Source organism: Roseomonas sp. KE0001, from assembly GCF_016107285.1.
Taxonomy (GTDB): Bacteria; Pseudomonadota; Alphaproteobacteria; order Acetobacterales; family Acetobacteraceae; genus Pseudoroseomonas.
Genome location: NZ_RCVQ01000006.1, coordinates 284,238 through 302,358, shown reverse-complemented (window position 1 = coordinate 302,358; position 18,121 = coordinate 284,238). Strand labels below are relative to the sequence as shown.

Here is an 18,121-nt window from a genome sequence, read left to right as displayed (position 1 = left end):
CGATGCGTATCGGCACACGTCCTTTCGGACCGGAAAGCCTGCCGGTCTCCCGCCTGGGCTTCGGCTGCGGCGGCGTCGGCGGCCTCATGGTGCGCGGCGCCGCGGCCGACCGGGAACGCGCCGTCGCCCGGGCGCTCGAGGCCGGCATCACCTATTTCGACACCGCCGTGCAATACGGCGACGGCGCCTCGGAGGAGAACCTCGGCGCCGCCCTGCACCGGCTGAAGGCGGGGTCGGCGCTGGTCGGCACCAAGGTCCGCCTGCGCTCGGCGGAGTTCGGCGCCATCGGCAGCGCCGTCGCCGCCTCCCTCGAGGGCAGCCTCAGGCGGCTGCGGCGCGACCATGCGGACATCTTCTACCTGCACAACGAGATCACCCTGGAAGGCGGCGGGGAGAATCTGAGCGTGCGCCAGGTGCTGGAGGAGGTCGTGCCGGCCTTCCGCGCGCTCCAGGAGGCGGGCAGGATCCGGGTGCCGGCGATGACCGCCGTCGGCGAGACCGCCGCCCTGCACCAGGTGATCGAGGCCGGCTTCTTCGGCGGCGCCCAGGTGATCTACAACATGCTGAACCCCTCGGCCGGCCACGCGCTTCCGGCCGGCTATCCGGCGCAGGATTACGGGCGGCTGCTCGACCGCATGCGGGCGCGGCGGATGGGTGCCGTCGGCATCCGCGTCCTGGCGGGTGGGGCGCTGAGCGGGTCCGCCGCGCGCCATCCGGTCGCCAGCCCGGCGCCCGCGCCGATGGGCTCCGGCGAATCCTACGAGGCCGATCTCGCCCGGGCTGCGGAGTTGATGCCCCTGGTCACCGAGGGCTTCGCCGCCTCCCTGCCGGAGGCCGCCATCCGCTTCGCCGTGGCCCAGCCCGGGCTGGAGACCATCCTGGTCGGCATGGCCAGCCTGGAGGAATTCGAGGGAGCCCTCGCCGCCGTGCTGAAGGGACCGCTTCCGGAGGGGGCCCTGCGCCGCGTGGCCGACATCTCCGCCGGCTTCGCGCGGGCGCCGGGCTGAGTCGCGGGCGGCGGGCACCGGCACGGCCGGCGGACCCCCGGCGCGGGCCGGGGGCATTGGCGGCCGGTCGTCAGCCGGCCCTCAGGCCACGGCCAGCATGACATTGAGCCGGAACTTCGCCGCCACGGTGGGCGGCATGATGAGGCGGCCGTGGTAGGTGCCATGGCGCAGATCCTCGGGCAGCAGCATGGCAAAGCCGTCCCGCCAGCTCATGCGGTCCGCGGGCTCCGGCCAGTCCTGGCCGCGCCAGAGGAGGGGGCGCAGGCCATCCCCGTCCTCGATCCAGTGCCAGTCGCTCCGCTCCGGAGAGTCAGGCCATCCGTTCCACAATGCAACCATTGCGCTATCCTACTGCCAATCCCCTCACCATGAAGGGCAATTTTCAGCCTCGGCCACATCACAAAGCCTGAGCTCGTCATTGAGCTTCCCGAGCGCGGAGCGAAGAAATCATCCGCCCGGCCGTCCGCAGGGAATACAATGCCGTCCATGCCCCGGGACAGGCGAAAGGACATGGCCTGCGTGATGCACTGCCTTGAGGAAAGCCGACTTGACAGCCCGCCGCCGCGCCAGGGCACCGCCGGTCCGTGAGGGCGCCTCGCGCGGGGCTTCTGATGCTGCTGTCCCTTCTCGCCTATGATGCCGCCACCATCGTCCCCGCCGTCGGTGGACTCTATGTCGTCAAGCGGAAGCTGCACTACGACACGGTGCCGGGCGTGGACATGCTGCCGGACGAGACCATCCGCGCCCTGGCCCTGCGGGCGCGCCGCCTGCTGGGGAAGATCGCCGCCTGAGGGCCCTTCCCGCCTTCACGTCAGCGTTACCTGACGCCACAACCCGAAATGGCCAAAGTCGCTGATGACACACCCCTGGCCATCGGCATGGAGCGCAGAATGTCCCGCACCGAATCCCGCACCATGTTCGACCGCCCTTATGAACGACCGGCGACGAACCCGCTCCTGCGCGGCCTGGCCACCCTGGCGCGCGCCCTCGCCGGCTTCGCCCTGACCTTCATCGAGCTGCTCGCGGAGTTCCTGGCGCCGCTGCTGCTGCTGGCCGGCGGCATCTGGTGGCTGGCGCTCCAGCTGGCGGGAGGCCTGACCCTGGAGCCGGAGCTGCAGCAGTATCTGCAGTACCTGCCACGCCAGTTGCAGATCGGCGGCGAATGGCTGACGCCGGGCGGGCTGATCCGCCAGGGCCTGCTGCTGATGGCCGTGGTCGCCGCCTGCCGCACGCTCAACCGCCTCATCGGGCGAGAACTCTGACCCGGCCGCCGCTTGATCCCGCAACCCTGCTGGACGAACCTTGTTACCAGCGATCCATAAAGGAGAGTCGCATGAGCGGCGAGGATCAGGAAGCCCGCATCCGACAACGGGCCTATGAGCTTTGGGAGGCAGCCGGACGTCCCGAGGGCCAGGCCGACTCCTTCTGGTATCAGGCCAGCACCGAGGTCACGGGCCAGGCGCGGGCCCTCTCGGACGAGCTGGACCAGCAACTGGCGGACACCTTCCCGGCCAGCGACCCGCCTTCCGTGACCATGCCGGGCGAGCGCGAGGACAAGCCGAAGGCCCCGGAAGACGAACCCCTCCCCGCGCGCTCCGCCACGCTCGAGGAGCTTCCCGACAAGAAGTCCGGCGCGAAGGCGGCGCCGAAGAAGGCGCGCAAGCGCAAGTCGGAATGACTCCCGCCCACTGTGACCCGCGGTGGCGCTCCGCCCCAATTTCGCCACCGTCAGCCGGACAGTGATGGAAAGCCCGGCCGCCCCCGCCCCCGTGGAAGCGGGAAGGGCGCGGCTGGGGCCGGACGTTCGTCGCAACCGCAAGGATGACACGATATGCGGACTATGCTCACGGCCATGGCCCTGATCGGCGCCTCGGCGCTGGCGGTGCCGGCCATCGCCCAGACCGCCACCCCCTCCGCCGTCACCGAGGTCCGCACCGTCGCCGACCTCGCCGCCATCTGCGACCCCCCGGCGAACAGCCCGCTGCGGCTGGAAGCCATCGCCTACTGCCAGGGCTATGTGACCGCGGCCGGCCAGTACCATACGGCGCTTCATCCGGCCGGCGGTCGGCGCCCGCCCCTCTTCTGCCTGCCGGACCCGGCGCCGACCGTGGCGCAGACCGGTCTCGGCTTCGCCGCCTGGGCGCGGCAGAACCCGCAGCACGCCGCGGAGCCGGCGCTGGACGGCCTGTTCCGCTGGGCCCAGGCCACCTATCCCTGCCCGACACCGGCGCGCCCGGCGCGCGGCGCGGCCCGCTGAGACGAGGAGGAACGCCATCATGATCCGACCCCTGCGCCTCGCCCTGCCGCTGGCCGCCATCCTCTCGCTCGGCGCCTGCGCCGACATGAACCCGTCCACCCGCAACGTCGTCGGCGGCACGGCCGGCGGCGCCGCGCTGGGCGGCGTCATCGGCTCCTTCAGCGGCAATGCCGGCTGGGGCGCGCTGCTCGGTGCCGGTGCCGGTGCCGGTGCCGGCTACCTGTACGACCAGTCGCAGCAGCGCTCCTACCGCGACGGCTACCGCGACGGGCGCTCGCGCCGATAGAGCAGATCCCGATCAGGTGGAATTGCCTGATCGGGTGAAGATGCTGGCAAAAACAAATGCTGCAGGCCGCCGCCTGCGCCTGGCCCGTCCGCCCCGGGAAGCACGCCTTCCCGGGGTTTTTCATGCCCGGCCTGCGCCAGAACGCGACTTTTCGTGAAATCTCTGGAAATCGTGTGATTTTTTGATCTTCCTTGTCGCGCGCCCAGAGCCTAGAAGGGCGCCGATCACGGATGCCATCATAATTTCACAGAGAGGCCGGGATGATCGCCAACAGCTACACGGTCTGCGTCGTCGGGCTCGGCTCGATGGGCATGGGGGCCGCGCAATCCTGCCTGCGCGCCGGCCTTCGCACCTATGGCGCCGATCTCAATCCCGCGGCCCGTGCGGCCCTGACCGAGGGCGGCGCGGCGGGGGCCGGTGAGAACGCCCTGCCCTTCGCGGAGGAACTCGACGCCGTGCTCCTGCTGGTGGTCAACGCCGCCCAGTGCAAGGCCGTGCTCTTCGGCGAGGACGGCCTGGCCGCGCGGCTCCGCCCCGGCACCGGCGTCATGGTCTCGGCCACCATCTCCGCCGCCGACGCGAAGGAGATCGCCGCCGGGCTCGAGGCGCGCGGCCTGCTGCCGCTCGACGCGCCCGTCTCGGGCGGCGCCGCCAGGGCCGCCGCCGGCGAGATGACGGTCATGGCCTCGGGCTCCCGCGCCGCGTTCGACCGGCTGCGCCCGGTGCTCGATGCGGTGGCGGGCAAGGTCTACGAGATCGGCGAGGAGATCGGCCTCGGCGCCACGGTCAAGATCGTGCATCAGCTCCTCGCCGGCGTGCATATCGCCGCCGGGGCGGAGGCCATGGCGCTGGCCGCCCGCGCCGGCATCCCGCTCGGCACCATGTACGAGGTGGTCACCAACGCCGCCGGCAACAGCTGGATGTTCGAGAACCGCATGAAGCATGTGGTGGATGGCGATTACACGCCGAAATCGGCGGTCGACATCTTCGTCAAGGATCTCCGGCTGGTGACCGAGACGGCGCTGTCGCTGAACTTCCCGCTGCCGCTGGCCAGCACCGCCTACACCATGTTCGCCAACGCCTCGAACGCGGGCTTCGGCAAGGAGGACGACGCGGCGGTGATCAAGACCTTCGCCGGCATCGCCCTGCCCGGCAGGAAGGGGGAATGACCATGCGCCTCGGCGTCATCGCGGACGACTTCACCGGCGCCACCGACATCGCCGGCTTCCTGGTCGCCAACGGCCTGCGCACCGTGCAGCTCAACGACGTGCCGGCGGCCGACCTCCAGGTGGAGGCGGATGCCGTCGTCATCAGCCTCAAGACCCGCTCCTGCCCGGTGGCCGAGGCGGTGGCGCAGAGCCTCGACGCGCTGCGCTGGCTGCAGGCGCGCGATTGCCCGCAGTTCTTCTTCAAGTACTGCTCCACCTTCGACAGCACGCCGCGCGGCAATATCGGCCCGGTGACGGATGCACTGCTGGATGCCCTGGGCGAGGACTTCACCGTGATCTGCCCGGTGCTGCCCGTGAACGGCCGCACCATCTACCACGGCTATCTCTTCGTGAACGGCATCCCGCTGGCGGAATCCGGCATGCGCCACCACCCGGTGACGCCGATGACCGACAGCAACCTGATGCGGCTGATGGACGCGCAGGCGCGCGGCCGGACCGGCAACGTCCCGCACACCGTGCTCGACCAGGGCCCCGGGGCGACGCGCGCGGCGCTGGAGACGCTGCGGCGGGACGGCTTCCGCTACGCCGTGCTGGACGCGCTGAACGACGCGCATCTCGTCGTCATGGGCGAGGCCGTGGCGGGCATGAGGCTCGTCACCGGTGGCTCGGGCCTGGCCGATGGCATGGCGCGCGCCTGGAGCGACACCGGCGCGGCGGCCACAGCCGCCGAGGCCGGCCGGCCGCGCGGGGCGCGCGCCATCGTGCTCTCCGGCTCCTGCTCGCAGATGACCAATGCCCAGGTCGCTGCCTATCGCGACGCGGCGCCCGCCGTCTTCGTCGAGGCGGAGCGCGCCCTGGCCGATGCCGAGGGCTATGCCGCCGAACTGGCGGACTGGGTGCTGGCGCAGGCGCCGGATGGGCCGGCGCCGCTGGTCTATGCCACGGTCGGGCCGGAGCAGCTGCGCGAGATCCAGCAACGCCTGGGTGGCGAGGCGGCGAGCGCCGCCGTCGAGCGCGTCTTCGGCGGCCTGGCGCGGCGGCTCGAGGCGGCGGGCTTCGACCGCTTCATCGTCGCCGGCGGCGAGACCTCGGGGACGGTGACGCAGTCGCTCGGCATCCGGGGCTTCCACATCGGGCCGCAGATCGCCCCCGGCGTGCCCTGGGTGCGCGCCGTGGAGAAGCCGCTCTCGCTGGCCCTGAAGTCGGGCAATTTCGGCCAGGAGCGCTTCTTCTTCGACGCGCAGAACCCGGCCGGCTGACAACAGGAGGACACCGACATGCCGCGCTTCGCCGCCAATCTCTCGATGATGTTCACCGAGGTCCCGTTCCTCGACCGCTTCGCCGCCGCCGCGAAGGCCGGCTTCCAGGCGGTCGAGTTCCTCTTCCCCTACGAGCATCCGCCCGAGGTCGTCGCGGCGAAGCTGCGGGAGGCGGGGCTGACCCAGGCGCTGTTCAACATGCCGCCGGGCGACTGGGCGGCGGGCGAGCGCGGCATGGCCGCCATTCCGGGGCGCGAGCAGGAGTTCCGCGACAATGTCGCGACGGCGCTGCGCTATGCGAAGGCGCTCGGCTGCAGGACGCTGCACGCCATGTCCGGCCTCACCGAGGGGCTGGACCGCGCCGCCTGCGAGGCCACCTTCGTCGAGAACTTCCGCTATGCCGCCGATGCGCTGGCGCCCGAGGGCATCACCCTGCTGGTCGAGCCGATCAACAGCCGCAACATGCCCGGCTACTTCATCGCGCACCAGATGGAGGCGGTGAAGCTCGTCGAGCGCGTGGCGCGGCCGAATGTCGCCGTGCAGCTCGACCTCTACCACGCGCAGATCATGGACGGCGACCTGACCAAGCTCATCGAGAAGATGGCCGGCCGGTTCGCGCATGTGCAGATCGCCTCCGTGCCCGAGCGGCACGAGCCGGACGAGGGCGAGCTGAACTATCCGCATCTCTACGCCGTCCTGGACCGCGCCGGATACACCGGCTGGATCGGCTGCGAGTACAATCCGCGCGGCGAGACCACCGCGGGCCTCGGCTGGTTCCAGCCCTACAAGGCGGGCTGAGCCGGGCCGCATGATCCCCGCCGAGCGGCAGAACCTGATCCTCGCGCGGCTCACCGGCCGCGGGGTGCTCAGCATCGCCGAGCTGACCGGGCTGCTGGGCGTCTCGCACATGACGGTGCGGCGCGATATCCAGCAGCTCGAGCGGGCGGGGCGGGTCATGTCGGTCGCCGGCGGCATCTGCCTGCCGGAGCGGATCTCCTTCGAGCCCTCGCATGCCGTCAAGGCCACCGTGGCGCATGCCGAGAAGGCGGCGATCGGGCGGGTGGCGGCGGCGATGGTGCCCGAGGGCGCGGTGGTCTACCTCGATGCCGGCACGACGACTCTGGAGATCGCGCAGCACATAGCGCCCCGCGACGACATCGCCGTGGTCACGAACGATTTCGTCATCGGCGCGCTGCTGACGCGGGAGTCGCGCTGCCGCCTGTACCATACCGGGGGCCAGGTGGAGCGGGAGAACCAGTCCTGCGTCGGCGAGCCGGCGGCGGAGGCGATCCGCCGCTTCAACTTCGACATCGCCTTCATCTCCACCTCCTCCTTCGGGCTGCGCGGCGTCTCCACGCCGTCCGAGAACAAGGTGGCGGTGAAGCGCGCCATCGCGCAGAGCGCGACGCGCAGCATCCTCGTCACCGACAGCAGCAAGTACGGCCTCGTCGGCACCTTCAACGCCGTGCCGCTGGAGGCGCTCTCCGCGATCGTCACCGATGCCGGCCTGCCGGAGAGCGTGCGCGCCGAGATCGGCAAGCGGGGCATCGCGCTGCACATCGCCGCGCCGGCGCCGGACCAACAGGGAGTTTCACCCGCATGAAGATCATCGTCACCGGCGGCGCCGGTTTCCTCGGCAGCCGGGTCATCCGCGCGCTGCTGTCGGATGGCGCGGCGCGCGGCGTTCCGGCCTTCGACAGCATCGTCTCCGTGGACCTCGCGCCCTGTCCGGTCGAGGATGCGCGCGTCCGCTCCGTCACCGGCGACATCGCCGATCCCGCTTTCATCCGCTCGCTGGTTGATGCCGAGACCGTCGGCATCTATCATCTCGCGGCGGTGCTGAGCGGGCAGTCGGAAGAGGATTTCGACCTCAGCCTGCGCGTCAACGTGGACGGCACGCGCGCCCTGCTGGAGGCCGCGCGCGCCACCGGGCGGCGCCCGCGCTTCGTCTTCGCCAGCTCGCTCGCCGTCTTCGGCGGCGCCATGCCGGAGGTGGTGCCGGAGACCATGGCGCTGATGCCCGCCTCCTCCTACGGCGCGCAGAAGGCGATCGGCGAGATCCTGGTCAACGACTATTCCCGCAAGGGCTTTGTCGATGGCCGCGTCTGCCGCCTGCCGACCATCGTGGTGCGGCCGGGCAAGCCCAACTCCGCCGCCTCCTCCTTCGCCAGCGGCATCATCCGCGAACCGCTGAACGGCGTCGCCTCGAACTGCCCGGTGCCGCCGGAGACGCGGATGTGGCTCTCCTCGCCCGATACGGTGGTGAGCAACCTGGTGCATGCCCTGGCCGTCGATGGTGCCGCGATCGGGCCCTGGCGGGTGCTGAACCTGCCGGGCATCTGCGTCACCGTGGCCGAGATGCTGGCGAGCCTGGAGCGGGTCGGCGGCGCCGCGCCGCGCGCGCTCGTCACCCAGCGTCCGGAGCAGCGCGTCATCGACATCGTCTGCTCCTGGCCGGGCGATTTCGACGTCAGCCGGCCGCTGGCCCTCGGCTTCACCCGCGATGGCGACTTTGACGCCGTGGTGAGGCAGTACAAGGACGAATTCGTCCGCTGACATGCACTCCGGGGCGCCGGGCCCCGGGGTTCTCCCGACGCTTGGAGAGTACAATGAACGCTGCCGCATCCGCGGTGGGACCTGAGGCCATCATCGGCCTCGTCTTCGCCATCGCCTTGCTGATCTTCCTGGTTCTGCGGACCAAGATCCATGCCATCGTGGCGCTCGTGATCGCCGCCTCCATCGCCGGCCTGTCCGCTGGCATGGCGCCCGCCAGCGTGGTGCGGTCGATCACCACCGGCTTCGGCGCGACGCTCTCGACCATCGGCCTGGTGATCGGCTTCGGCGTGATGATGGGCCGTATCCTCGAGATCTCGGGCGCCGCCGAGCGGCTGGCCGTGACGCTGGTCCGCTGGCTGGGCGAGAAGCGCGAGGACTGGGCCATGATGGTGACAGGCTACATCGTCTCCATCCCCATCTTCTGCGACAGCGCCTTCGTCATCCTCAATCCGCTGGTCCGTGCCCTGGCGCGCAACACCGGCCGCTCGATCCTGACGCTTGGCATCGCCCTCGCCGGCGGCCTGATGCTGACCCACCATGCCGTGCCGCCCACTCCGGGCCCGCTGGGCGCTGCCGGCATCTTCAATGTCGACATCGGCCTGATGATCTTCTGGGGCGTGGTGCTGACCCTTCCCGGCATGTTCACCATCATCCTCTATGCCCGCGCCATGGGGCCGCGCATCGAGGCGATGATCCGGAACGAGACCGGTGAGAGCCTGACTGCCGCGGAGGCCTTCCAGGAATTCAAGCGCAACGCGGCGGAGCGGGAGAAGGAGCTGCCGCCGCTGTGGCTCTCGATGCTGCCGATCCTGGTGCCGATCCTGCTGATCTTCCTCAACACCGTCGTCGCCGGCATCGTCTCGGCCAGCGGCAACCCGGCGCTCGCCGACAGCGTGCCGGTGCAGATCTGCGCCTTCATCGGTAACCCGGTCATCGCCGTCGGCCTCGGCGTCGTCATCGCCGTCTATGGCCTGGCCGGCAAGCTGAACCGGCACGACACCGCGGCCGAGCTCGAGAAGGGCATCGAGGCGGCCGGCATCATCCTGCTGGTGACCGGCGCCGGCGGCGCGCTGGGCGCGGTGCTGCGCGACAGCGGCACCGGGACCTATATCGGCGAGTGGGTGGCGACCCTGCCGCTGCCCGCCGTGCTCATCCCCTTCGTCATCGCCACGCTGGTTCGCCTCATCCAGGGTAGCGGCACGGTGGCCATGATCACGGGCGCCTCGATCTCCGCACCGATCCTGGCGCAGATCCCGGACGTGAACATGGTCTTCGCGGCCCAGGCGGCCTGCATCGGCTCGATGGTCTTCGGCTACTTCAACGACAGCTACTTCTGGGTGATCAACCGCATCCTCGGCGTGAAGAACGCCAAGCACCAGATGCTGACCTGGTCGCTGCCGAGCACGGTCGGCTGGGCCACCAGCCTGGTCGCCCTGCTGATCGTGAACGCCCTCTTCGGCTGACCGGCGGGTTCGGCCGACCAGCGGGGTGCCACAAGGGCGCCCCGCTTTCCTCTCCTGCCAGGAGCGATCCCATGACCGAGCCCGAACTGCGCGACCTTCTCGTCGAACTCGGCGCCAGCCTCTTCGCGCGCGGCTATTCCGTCGGCAGCGCCGGCAATATCAGCGTCCGCCTGCCGGACGGCTACCTGATGACGCCGACCAATTCCTCGCTCGGCCGCCTCAGCGCCGGGCGCATCAGCAAGCTGGACCTCGCCTGGAACCATGTCGGCGGCGACAGGCCGTCGAAGGAGGTCTTCATGCATCGCGCGGTGCTGACGGCGCGGCCCGAGGCGGGGGCGGTGGTGCACCTGCATTCCACCCACGCCACCGCCATCGGCTGCCTGGCCGGGCCCGGCGATGCCATGCCCATCCCGCCGCTCACGCCCTATTTCGTCATGCGCGTCGGCCGCAGCCTGCCGGTGATCCGCTACTACCGCCCGGGCGACGCGGCGATGGAGCGGGACATCCACGAGGCCGCCAGGGGCGCCCGCGCCATGCTGCTGGCCAATCATGGCCCCGTCGTCTCCGGCGCGACCCTGACCGATGCCGTCTACGCCGCCGAGGAGCTGGAGGAATCCGCCCGGCTGGCCCTGCTGCTGCATGGCCGCTCCCCCCGCGCGCTGACCGCCGCGCAGATCGACGATCTCCTGGCCACCTACGGCTGAGCCGCAGCCGGGCCCGGCACGACGGCGATTGCGCGAGACGGCGCGGTCAGGGCAGAAGCCGGTGGGCCCGGAATGGCCGGGCCCTGTCGGGAAGGAGTTTGGCGCGGGATGTCTCTGGACAGAAGGATGTCGCTGGGCAGGGCGGTGGAGCGGCGGATCGAGGCCGCGCTCTTCGGCATGCGCTGGATCATGGCGCCGGTCTACCTGGCGCTGATGGCGGTGCTGGTGCTGATCGCGGCCCGCTTCGCCGTCGAGTTCTGGACCGGCCTCACCGCCATCGGCGGCATGAAGACCGACGACCTGGTGATGCTGGTGCTCACCCTGATCGACCTGACGCTGGCCGCCAACCTGCTCGTCATCGTCGTCATGGCGGGCTATGAGAACTTCGTCTCGCGGCTGGAGGTGGCGGAGCACGAGGACCGGCCGCAATGGCTCGGCCATGTCGACTTCTCGGCGCTCAAGCTGAAGCTGATCGCCTCCATCGTCGCCATCTCCGGCATCCATCTGCTCAAGACCTTCCTCGACATCCACAACCAGCCGATGCAGGACGTCCTGCTGCAACTGGCCGTGCATCTCGGCTTCTGCCTGACCGGCGTGCTGCTGGCCTGGATGGACCGGCTCTCGGGCGAGGGGCACTGAGGCCGCAGGGGGCCGCCCTGGAGCCTCTCCTGGCCTATGGCGGCCTCTTCGCCGCCGCCTTCCTGGCCGCCACCCTGCTGCCGGCGCAGTCCGAGGCGGTGCTGGCCGGCCTGCTGCTCTCGGGCGAGCACGCGGTGCCGCTGCTGCTCCTGGTCGCCAGCGCGGGCAATATCGGCGGATCGGTGGTCAACTGGCTGCTCGGCCGCTGGGCCGCGCGGTTCCGCGACCGCCGCTGGTTTCCCGTGAAACCGGCGGCGCTGGCCCGGGCGGAGCGCTGGTATGGCCGCCTCGGCCACTGGTCGCTGCTGCTGAGCTGGCTGCCGGTGGTCGGCGACCCGCTCACCTTCGTCGCCGGGGTGCTGCGGGTCCCGCTGGCCTGGTTCCTCCTCCTGGTCAGCATCGGCAAGGCCGGCCGGTACATCGCCCTGGCGGCGGCGCTGCGGGGCTGGAGCGGCTGAGCGGAAACCGGGGGAGAAGGGCGGCTTTCCCGCCCTGCCCGGTTGCCGGAACCGCGGGAGACGCTATGTGACGATCCGGCGATGGAACGCTGCCCCTTGCCGCGGCGCCACCCGTCATGTCAGGGAAGGCGAATGTTTCGAGCCAAGAAAAACGACGCGCCGGGATGAAGCGCATTCTCGTGACCGGCGCGGCCGGCTTCATCGGCCATGCCGTCGCCCACCAGCTGCTGCGCAGCGGCTGCGCCGTTCTTGGCCTCGACAGCCTCACCTCCTACTACGACGTCCGCCTGAAGCAGGCCCGCCTCGAGACGCTGCACGACCAGCCGCATTTCGCCTTCCAGCGCCTGGACCTGTCGCATGCGGCCGCGACCCGCGCCGCCTTCGCCGCCTTCCGGCCGGAGGCGGTGGTGCATCTCGCCGCCCAGGCCGGGGTGCGCTACTCGCTGGAGAACCCGGCGGCCTACACCTCCTCCAACATCGACGGCTTCCTCTCGGTGCTGGAGGCCTGCCGCGCCCATCCGGTGCAGCACCTGGTCTATGCCTCCTCCTCCTCGGTCTACGGCGCCAACACCAAGCTGCCCTTCGCCGAATCCGATCCGGTGAACCGCCCGGTCTCGCTCTATGCCGCGACCAAGCGCGCCAATGAGTTGATGGCCCAGAGCTACAGCCACCTCTACCGCATCCCCGCCTCGGGACTGCGCTTCTTCACCGTCTACGGACCCTGGGGCCGCCCCGACATGGCCTATTACAAGTTCACCGACGCCATCTACGCGGGCCAGCCGATCGACATCTACAACCAGGGCGACATGGCCCGCGACTTCACCTATGTCGACGAGGTGGTGGAGGCGATCCAGCGACTGGTGGCCCGCCCGCCCGCCGACACCGCGGCGTCGGACGAGGAGCCCGGGCGGATCGACCCCGGCGTGCCGCACCGGCTGTTCAACATCGGCAACCACACGCCGGTGCCGCTGCGGCACATGGTGGAGGTGCTGGCGCAGCTGACGGGCCGCAAGGTCCGCTGCCGCCTGCTGCCGATGCAGCCGGGCGACGTCGAGCGGACCTATGCCGACGTCACGGCCCTGCGCGAGGCGGTGGGCTTCACGCCGCGCACGCCGATCGAGGAGGGGCTGGCGCGCTTCGTGGACTGGTACAGGGCCTATCATCGCTGCGGCTGAGGAGGCCGCCTTTCGCTGGCCCTGACGCGGCGCGCGGGCCATGCTGCGCCGCACCGATGATCCGTCTGGTCCTCCCCCTGGTCCTCCCCTGGGTCCTCCCCTGGGTCCTCCCCCTGCTCCTGGCCGTGCTGTCCGGCCTTGCCGCCTGCGCGCCGCGCACGATTCCGGCCGGCCCGCCCCTGGCGGCGCCGGCCCTGCGGGAGGAGGCGCTGGTCATGCCCGACGGCGCCCGCCTGCCGCTGCACATCTGGCGGCCGGAGGGACCGCCGCGCGCCGTGCTGCTCGGCCTGCACGGCTTCGGCGATACCGCCGGCAACGCCTTCCGGCGCGCCGCCGAGCCCTTCCTGGCCGCCGGCGTCCTCGTCTATGCCTATGACCAGCGCGGCTTCGGCGCCGCCCCGCATCGCGGCGTCTGGGCCGGCGCCGAAGCCCTGGCCGCCGATGCGGCGGCGGCGGCGCGGCTGCTGCGGCAGCGCCATCCCGGCCTGCCCTTCTTCCTGCTCGGCGAGAGCATGGGCGGCGCCGTGGCGATGCTGGCGGCGAGCGGCGCGGAACCCCTGCCGGTCGATGGGCTGATCCTCGTCGCCCCGGCCCTGGAAGGGCGCGCCGACATGTCCTGGCTGACCCGGCAGGTGCTCGAGCTGGCGGCGCACACCGTGCCGCTGCTCGAGTTCCGCAACGCGGCCCCCGGCTTCGCGCCCACCGACAACGAGGAGGCGATGCGGGGCTGGAGCCGCGACCCACTGACCTACAAGGAGGTGCGGGTGGACACGCTCTATGGCCTGATCGGGCTGATGGACGCGGCCAAGGCGGCGGCCCCGCGGCTCGGGGCCCCGCTGCTGGTGCTCTACGGCGCCAGGGACCGCATCATCTCCCCCGGCCCGGTGCGCGGGCTGCTGCGCGCCCTGCCGCCCGCCCCGGAGGGCGCCCCCGAGGGCGCCGCCAGGCACCGCGCGGGCTATTACGCCACCGGCTACCACATGCTGCTGCGCGACAAGGGGCGGGATGCCGTCGCCGCCGATGTGCTGGCCTGGATGGCCGATCCCGCCGCCCCCCTGCCCTCCGGCGCCGACCGCGCGGCCGAGGCCTGGATGGGCCGGGACCGCTGACCCGCCCCCTCCAGGCCTCGGCGCCGCCGCCGATGGACTCGCCCGGCCGGCTGCGATACCTCCAACACCCCCCGCGCCCCGATGGGGACAAGAACGCCGTCCAGGACCCTGCCGATGCCCGCTTACCGCTCCCGCACCACCACCCATGGCCGCAACATGGCCGGCGCGCGCAGCCTCTGGCGCGCCACCGGCATGAAGGACGGCGATTTCGGCAAGCCGATCATCGCCATCGCGAATTCCTTCACCCAGTTCGTGCCCGGCCATGTGCACCTGAAGGACCTCGGCCAGCTGGTCGCGCGCGAGGTCGAGGCGGCGGGCGGCGTGGCCAAGGAGTTCAACACCATCGCCGTCGATGACGGCATCGCCATGGGCCATGACGGGATGCTCTACAGCCTCCCCTCGCGCGAGCTGATCGCCGACGCGGTCGAGTACATGGTCAACGCCCATTGCGCCGACGCGCTGGTCTGCATCAGCAACTGCGACAAGATCACGCCCGGCATGCTGATGGCGGCGATGCGGCTGAACATCCCGACCGTCTTCGTCTCGGGCGGGCCGATGGAGGCGGGGCGGCCGAGCGGCGGCGCCACCCAGCGATCCGACCTGATCACCGCCATGGTCTCCGCCGCCAACCCGAATGTCAGCGACGCCGAGGCGGAGCGGCTGGAGCGCTCGGCCTGTCCGACCTGCGGCTCCTGCTCCGGCATGTTCACCGCCAATTCGATGAACTGCCTGACCGAGGCGCTGGGCCTCGCCCTGCCCGGCAACGGCAGCATCGTCGCGACCCATGCCGACCGCCGCAAGCTCTTCGTCGAGGCCGGCTGGCTGATCGTCGACCTGGCGCGCCGCTGGTACGAGCAGGAGGACGCCACCGCCCTGCCGCGCGGCATCGCCACCTTCGAGGCCTTCGAGAACGCCATGTCGCTCGACATCGCCATGGGCGGCTCGACCAACACGGTGCTGCACCTGCTGGCGGCGGCGGAGGAGGGCGGCATCCCCTTCCGCATGGCCGACATCGACCGGCTGTCGCGCCGCGTGCCGAACCTCTGCAAGGTCGCGCCCAACATCGCCGATGTCTACATGGAGGACGTGCACCGCGCCGGCGGCATCATGGGCATCCTGGGCGAACTGGACCGCGCCGGCCTGCTGCACCGCGAGCTGCCGATGGTGCATGCGCCGAGCCTCGCCGCCGCGCTGGAGAAGTGGGACATCAAGGCGCCCGGCCGGCAGCAGGGCGATGACGCCACCACCCTCTACGGCGCGGCGCCCGGCGGCGTCCGCACCACCGAGGCCTTCAGCCAGGCCGAGCGCTACCGGACGCTCGACGCCGACCGCGCCGGCGGCGTGGTGCGCGACATCGGGCACGCCTTCAGCCGCGACGGCGGGCTGGCCGTGCTCTACGGCAACATCGCGCTGGACGGCGCCATCGTGAAGACCGCCGGGGTGGATGCGAAGCTGCTGACCTTCTCCGGCCCCGCGGTGATCTTCGAGAGCCAGGAGGCGGCGGTCTCGGCCATCCTCGGCAACAGGGTGAAGCCGGGCGACGTGGTGCTGATCCGCTACGAGGGGCCGAAGGGCGGGCCCGGCATGCAGGAGATGCTCTACCCGACGAGCTACCTGAAGTCGAAGGGCCTCGCCTCCTCCTGCGCGCTCATCACCGACGGCCGCTTCTCCGGCGGCAGCTCCGGCCTCTCCATCGGCCATATCTCGCCCGAGGCGGCGGAAGGCGGCGCCATCGGCCTGGTCGAGAGCGGCGACACCATCGTCATCGACATCCCGAACCGCGTGCTGCGCGTCGACCTCTCCGACGAAGAGCTCGCCGCGCGCCGCGCCGCCATGGAGGCGAAGGGCGAGGCGGCCTGGCAGCCGGACCGCCAGCGCAAGGTGTCGATGGCGCTGCAGGCCTATGGCGCGCTGACCACCAGCGCGGCGCGCGGCGCGGTGCGCGACGTCAGCCAGCTGCGGCGGCGCTGAGAGCCCTTCCGGGCGGGGCGGCGGGCCCCGCCCGGCACGGACCTCAATCCGCCCGGATGCCCGCCGCGCGGATCGTCTCGCCCCAGAGCCTGCGGTCGCGCGCCATGCGCGCGCCGAAGGCCGCCTGGTCCTCGAAGAGCGGCGTCAGCCCGTTGCCCAGCAGCTTCTTCCGCAGCTCCGGATTCTCCAGCGCCGTCCTCACCGCGCCGGACCAGCGCGCCACCGCCTCCGGCGCCATGCCACGCGGCCCGCAGAAGCCGAACCAGCCGACCACCTCCAGCCCCGGCACGACCTCCGGCAGCTTGGCAAGGCCCGGATAGCCTTCCAGCTCGCCACTGTCGCCCACCGCCAGCAGGCGCAGCTCGCCGCCCTCCACCTGGCGGATCATGTCGCCGAGATTGCTGATGATGAGGTCCGCCCGGCCGGCGATCACGTCCAGCATGGCGGGCGCAGCGCCGCGATAGGGCACGTGCAGCAGCTGCAGCCCGGCCATCCGGCTCAGCCGCTCGCCCGAGAGGTGCTGCGCCGAGCCGCCGCCGGCCGAGGCATAGCTCAGCGCCCCCGGCCGCTTCCGCCCCTCGGCCAGGACGTCCTGCAGGCTGCGGTAGGGGCTGCGCGCGCCCACCGCCACGCCGTAGCGGGAGAGGGTGGCATTGGCGACCGGGATCAGGTCCTGGCCCGGATCGACCGGCAGCGTCAGGCCGGGCAGCTCGGGGCTGATGGTCATGGTGCCCATCGGGCACTGGAAGACCACGCTGCCATCCACCGGGCCGCGCGCCACCGCCTCGGCGGCGATGAAGCCATTGGCGCCGGTGCGGTTCTCGACCAGCACCCGCTGGCCGAGGACGGGCGCCATGGCTTCCGCCATCAGCCGCGCCATGATGTCGCTGGTGCCGCCGGGCGAGAAGCCGGCGATGATGCGGAGCGTCTCCCCGGCGGGCGGGGCGGCCTGCCCCAGGGCGATGCCCGGCAGCAATCCGGCGCCCAGCAGCGCCAGTCCCAGAAGCCTTCTCATTCCGTGTTTCCTTCCCCAGGCGGATCTTGTTCGGCCTGTACTCATTCGGCCCGGATGCCGGCGGCGCGGATCACCTCGCCCCAGCCCTGCCGGTCCGCCGCGACGGTGCGGGCGAAGGCCGCGCTGTCCTCCAGCCGCAGCACCAGCCCGTTCTCGTCCAGGCGCCGCCGCAGCGCGGGATCGTCGAAGCCGCTGCGCAGCGCCTCGAACCAGCGCGCGGCCAGCGCCGGCGGCAGGCCGCGCGGACCACACAGGCCGAACCAGCCGCTCACCGCATAGCCCGGCAGGGTGTCCGAGACCTGCGGCACGCCGGCGAAGCGCGGCGAGCCAATGCCATCGGCGAAGGCGAGCAGGCGCAGCCCCTCGCCCAGCTGCGCCACCACGTCGCCGAGATTGGTGATGATGGTGTCGGCGCGCCCGGCCGCCACGTCCAGCACGCCCGGCGCCGCCCCACGATAGGGGACATGAACCAGCTCCAGCGCCGCGACCCGCGCGAGACGGGCGCCGGAGAGATGGGAGACCGAGCCGATGCCGGCGCTGGCGAAGGTCAGGCGGCCGGGCCGCTCGCGCGCCGCTGCGACGAATTCGGCCACGCTGCGATAGGGCGAGCGGGCCGAGACCACCATCACCTGGCTGGAATGCGCGACATTGGCGATCGGCACGAGGTCCCGCGCCGGATCGATCGGGATCTGCGCGCCCGGCAGTTGCGGGCTGATGGTGAGCAGGCCGGTGGAGCACTGCACGACGGTCAGCCCGTCCGGCGCGCCACGTGCCGCCTCGGCGGCCGCGATGAAGCCGTTGGCGCCGGTCCGCACCTCCACGACCGGGCGCTGGCCGAAGTCCGGCGCCACCGCCTCGGCGATCAGCCGGTTGACGATGTCGCTGGTGCCGCCCGCCGCGAAGCCGCCCAGGATGCGGGGCGGATGCTCCGGGAAGCCCTGGGCCTGTGGCGCGGAGCAGAACAGCAGGGCCGCCAGACCCGCCGACATGCCATGGAGCCGCCGCATCGCCATGATCCGTCCCCTTCCCATTGCTTCCCCATGGTCGCGCCGC

General features: G+C 71.5%; 21 protein-coding genes. 18 read left to right on the top strand and 3 right to left on the bottom strand.

Annotation, left to right across the window (positions count from 1 at the left end; all coding sequences use genetic code 11):
• The first annotated feature begins 2 nt into the window (after positions 1-2).
• Positions 3-1,007 (top strand): aldo/keto reductase, encoded by a 1,005-nt coding sequence (locus D9598_RS14320; RefSeq protein WP_198367201.1) that lies wholly within the window; start codon positions 3-5, stop codon positions 1,005-1,007.
• 81 nt (positions 1,008-1,088) lie between these two features.
• On the opposite strand, the gene D9598_RS14315 is transcribed toward D9598_RS14320, so the two are convergent.
• Entirely contained in the window at positions 1,089-1,346 is a 258-nt protein-coding gene (locus D9598_RS14315) for a hypothetical protein (RefSeq protein WP_198367200.1), read from the bottom strand.
• A gap of 272 nt (positions 1,347-1,618) precedes the next feature.
• Here D9598_RS14315 and D9598_RS14310 point away from each other — a divergent pair, with 272 nt between their 5' ends.
• The 17 genes from D9598_RS14310 to ilvD all read left to right on the top strand — a co-directional run bounded on the left by D9598_RS14310 (position 1,619) and on the right by ilvD (position 16,053).
• Positions 1,619-1,798 (top strand): hypothetical protein, encoded by a 180-nt coding sequence (locus D9598_RS14310; protein ID WP_198367199.1) that lies wholly within the window; start codon positions 1,619-1,621, stop codon positions 1,796-1,798.
• Between the two features lie 99 nt (positions 1,799-1,897).
• Positions 1,898-2,269 carry a hypothetical protein gene (locus tag D9598_RS14305; protein ID WP_198367198.1) on the top strand — a complete coding sequence of 124 codons (372 nt, stop codon included), beginning with the start codon at positions 1,898-1,900 and terminating at the stop codon, positions 2,267-2,269.
• 71 nt (positions 2,270-2,340) lie between these two features.
• Positions 2,341-2,685, top strand: coding sequence for a DUF2934 domain-containing protein (locus D9598_RS14300; protein ID WP_198367197.1), 345 nt, complete (start codon positions 2,341-2,343; stop codon positions 2,683-2,685).
• A 153-nt stretch (positions 2,686-2,838) separates the two neighbouring features.
• Positions 2,839-3,264, top strand: coding sequence for a Rap1a/Tai family immunity protein (locus tag D9598_RS14295; RefSeq protein WP_198367196.1), 426 nt, complete (start codon positions 2,839-2,841; stop codon positions 3,262-3,264).
• Positions 3,265-3,283: 19 nt separating this feature from the next.
• Positions 3,284-3,550, top strand: a complete 267-nt coding sequence (locus D9598_RS14290) for a glycine zipper domain-containing protein (protein WP_198367195.1) — start codon at positions 3,284-3,286, stop codon at positions 3,548-3,550.
• Between the two features lie 260 nt (positions 3,551-3,810).
• Positions 3,811-4,719, top strand: coding sequence for an L-threonate dehydrogenase (gene ltnD / locus D9598_RS14285; protein ID WP_198367194.1), 909 nt, complete (start codon positions 3,811-3,813; stop codon positions 4,717-4,719).
• A 2-nt stretch (positions 4,720-4,721) separates the two neighbouring features.
• The gene (otnK, locus tag D9598_RS14280; protein ID WP_198367238.1) at positions 4,722-5,978 is read left to right on the top strand and encodes a 3-oxo-tetronate kinase; all 1,257 of its coding nucleotides are present in this window, start codon (positions 4,722-4,724) and stop codon (positions 5,976-5,978) included.
• Between the two features lie 18 nt (positions 5,979-5,996).
• Positions 5,997-6,776 carry a 2-oxo-tetronate isomerase gene (gene otnI, locus D9598_RS14275; RefSeq protein ID WP_198367193.1) on the top strand — a complete coding sequence of 260 codons (780 nt, stop codon included), beginning with the start codon at positions 5,997-5,999 and terminating at the stop codon, positions 6,774-6,776.
• A gap of 10 nt (positions 6,777-6,786) precedes the next feature.
• The gene (locus tag D9598_RS14270) at positions 6,787-7,581 is read left to right on the top strand and encodes a DeoR/GlpR family DNA-binding transcription regulator (protein ID WP_198367192.1); all 795 of its coding nucleotides are present in this window, start codon (positions 6,787-6,789) and stop codon (positions 7,579-7,581) included.
• Positions 7,578-8,534 carry a D-erythronate dehydrogenase gene (gene denD / locus D9598_RS14265; protein WP_198367191.1) on the top strand — a complete coding sequence of 319 codons (957 nt, stop codon included), beginning with the start codon at positions 7,578-7,580 and terminating at the stop codon, positions 8,532-8,534. Before D9598_RS14270 ends, denD begins: the two co-directional genes overlap by 4 nt.
• A 53-nt stretch (positions 8,535-8,587) precedes the next feature.
• Positions 8,588-9,997: a GntP family permease gene (locus D9598_RS14260; RefSeq protein WP_198367190.1), complete on the top strand. Its 1,410-nt coding sequence runs from the start codon at positions 8,588-8,590 to the stop codon at positions 9,995-9,997.
• A 71-nt stretch (positions 9,998-10,068) separates the two neighbouring features.
• The gene (locus tag D9598_RS14255) at positions 10,069-10,701 is read left to right on the top strand and encodes an aldolase (RefSeq protein WP_198367189.1); all 633 of its coding nucleotides are present in this window, start codon (positions 10,069-10,071) and stop codon (positions 10,699-10,701) included.
• A 108-nt stretch (positions 10,702-10,809) separates the two neighbouring features.
• Positions 10,810-11,340: a TIGR00645 family protein gene (locus D9598_RS14250; RefSeq protein WP_232477217.1), complete on the top strand. Its 531-nt coding sequence runs from the start codon at positions 10,810-10,812 to the stop codon at positions 11,338-11,340.
• A gap of 17 nt (positions 11,341-11,357) precedes the next feature.
• The gene (locus tag D9598_RS14245) at positions 11,358-11,798 is read left to right on the top strand and encodes a YqaA family protein (protein ID WP_198367236.1); all 441 of its coding nucleotides are present in this window, start codon (positions 11,358-11,360) and stop codon (positions 11,796-11,798) included.
• Between the two features lie 164 nt (positions 11,799-11,962).
• Positions 11,963-12,973 carry an NAD-dependent epimerase/dehydratase family protein gene (locus D9598_RS14240; protein WP_232477216.1) on the top strand — a complete coding sequence of 337 codons (1,011 nt, stop codon included), beginning with the start codon at positions 11,963-11,965 and terminating at the stop codon, positions 12,971-12,973.
• 56 nt (positions 12,974-13,029) lie between these two features.
• The gene (locus tag D9598_RS14235; RefSeq protein WP_198367187.1) at positions 13,030-14,082 is read left to right on the top strand and encodes an alpha/beta fold hydrolase; all 1,053 of its coding nucleotides are present in this window, start codon (positions 13,030-13,032) and stop codon (positions 14,080-14,082) included.
• 114 nt (positions 14,083-14,196) lie between these two features.
• Positions 14,197-16,053 (top strand): dihydroxy-acid dehydratase, encoded by a 1,857-nt coding sequence (gene ilvD, locus D9598_RS14230; protein WP_198367186.1) that lies wholly within the window; start codon positions 14,197-14,199, stop codon positions 16,051-16,053.
• Between the two features lie 43 nt (positions 16,054-16,096).
• On the opposite strand, the gene D9598_RS14225 is transcribed toward ilvD, so the two are convergent.
• Together D9598_RS14225 and D9598_RS14220 are read right to left on the bottom strand one after the other, a co-directional pair.
• The gene (locus D9598_RS14225; protein ID WP_198367185.1) at positions 16,097-17,068 is read right to left on the bottom strand and encodes a tripartite tricarboxylate transporter substrate binding protein; all 972 of its coding nucleotides are present in this window, start codon (positions 17,066-17,068) and stop codon (positions 16,097-16,099) included.
• A gap of 41 nt (positions 17,069-17,109) precedes the next feature.
• Complete coding sequence (locus D9598_RS14220) at positions 17,110-18,075, bottom strand: tripartite tricarboxylate transporter substrate binding protein (protein WP_198367184.1); 966 nt, start codon at positions 18,073-18,075, stop codon at positions 17,110-17,112.
• Between the last annotated feature and the right edge of the window lie 46 nt (positions 18,076-18,121).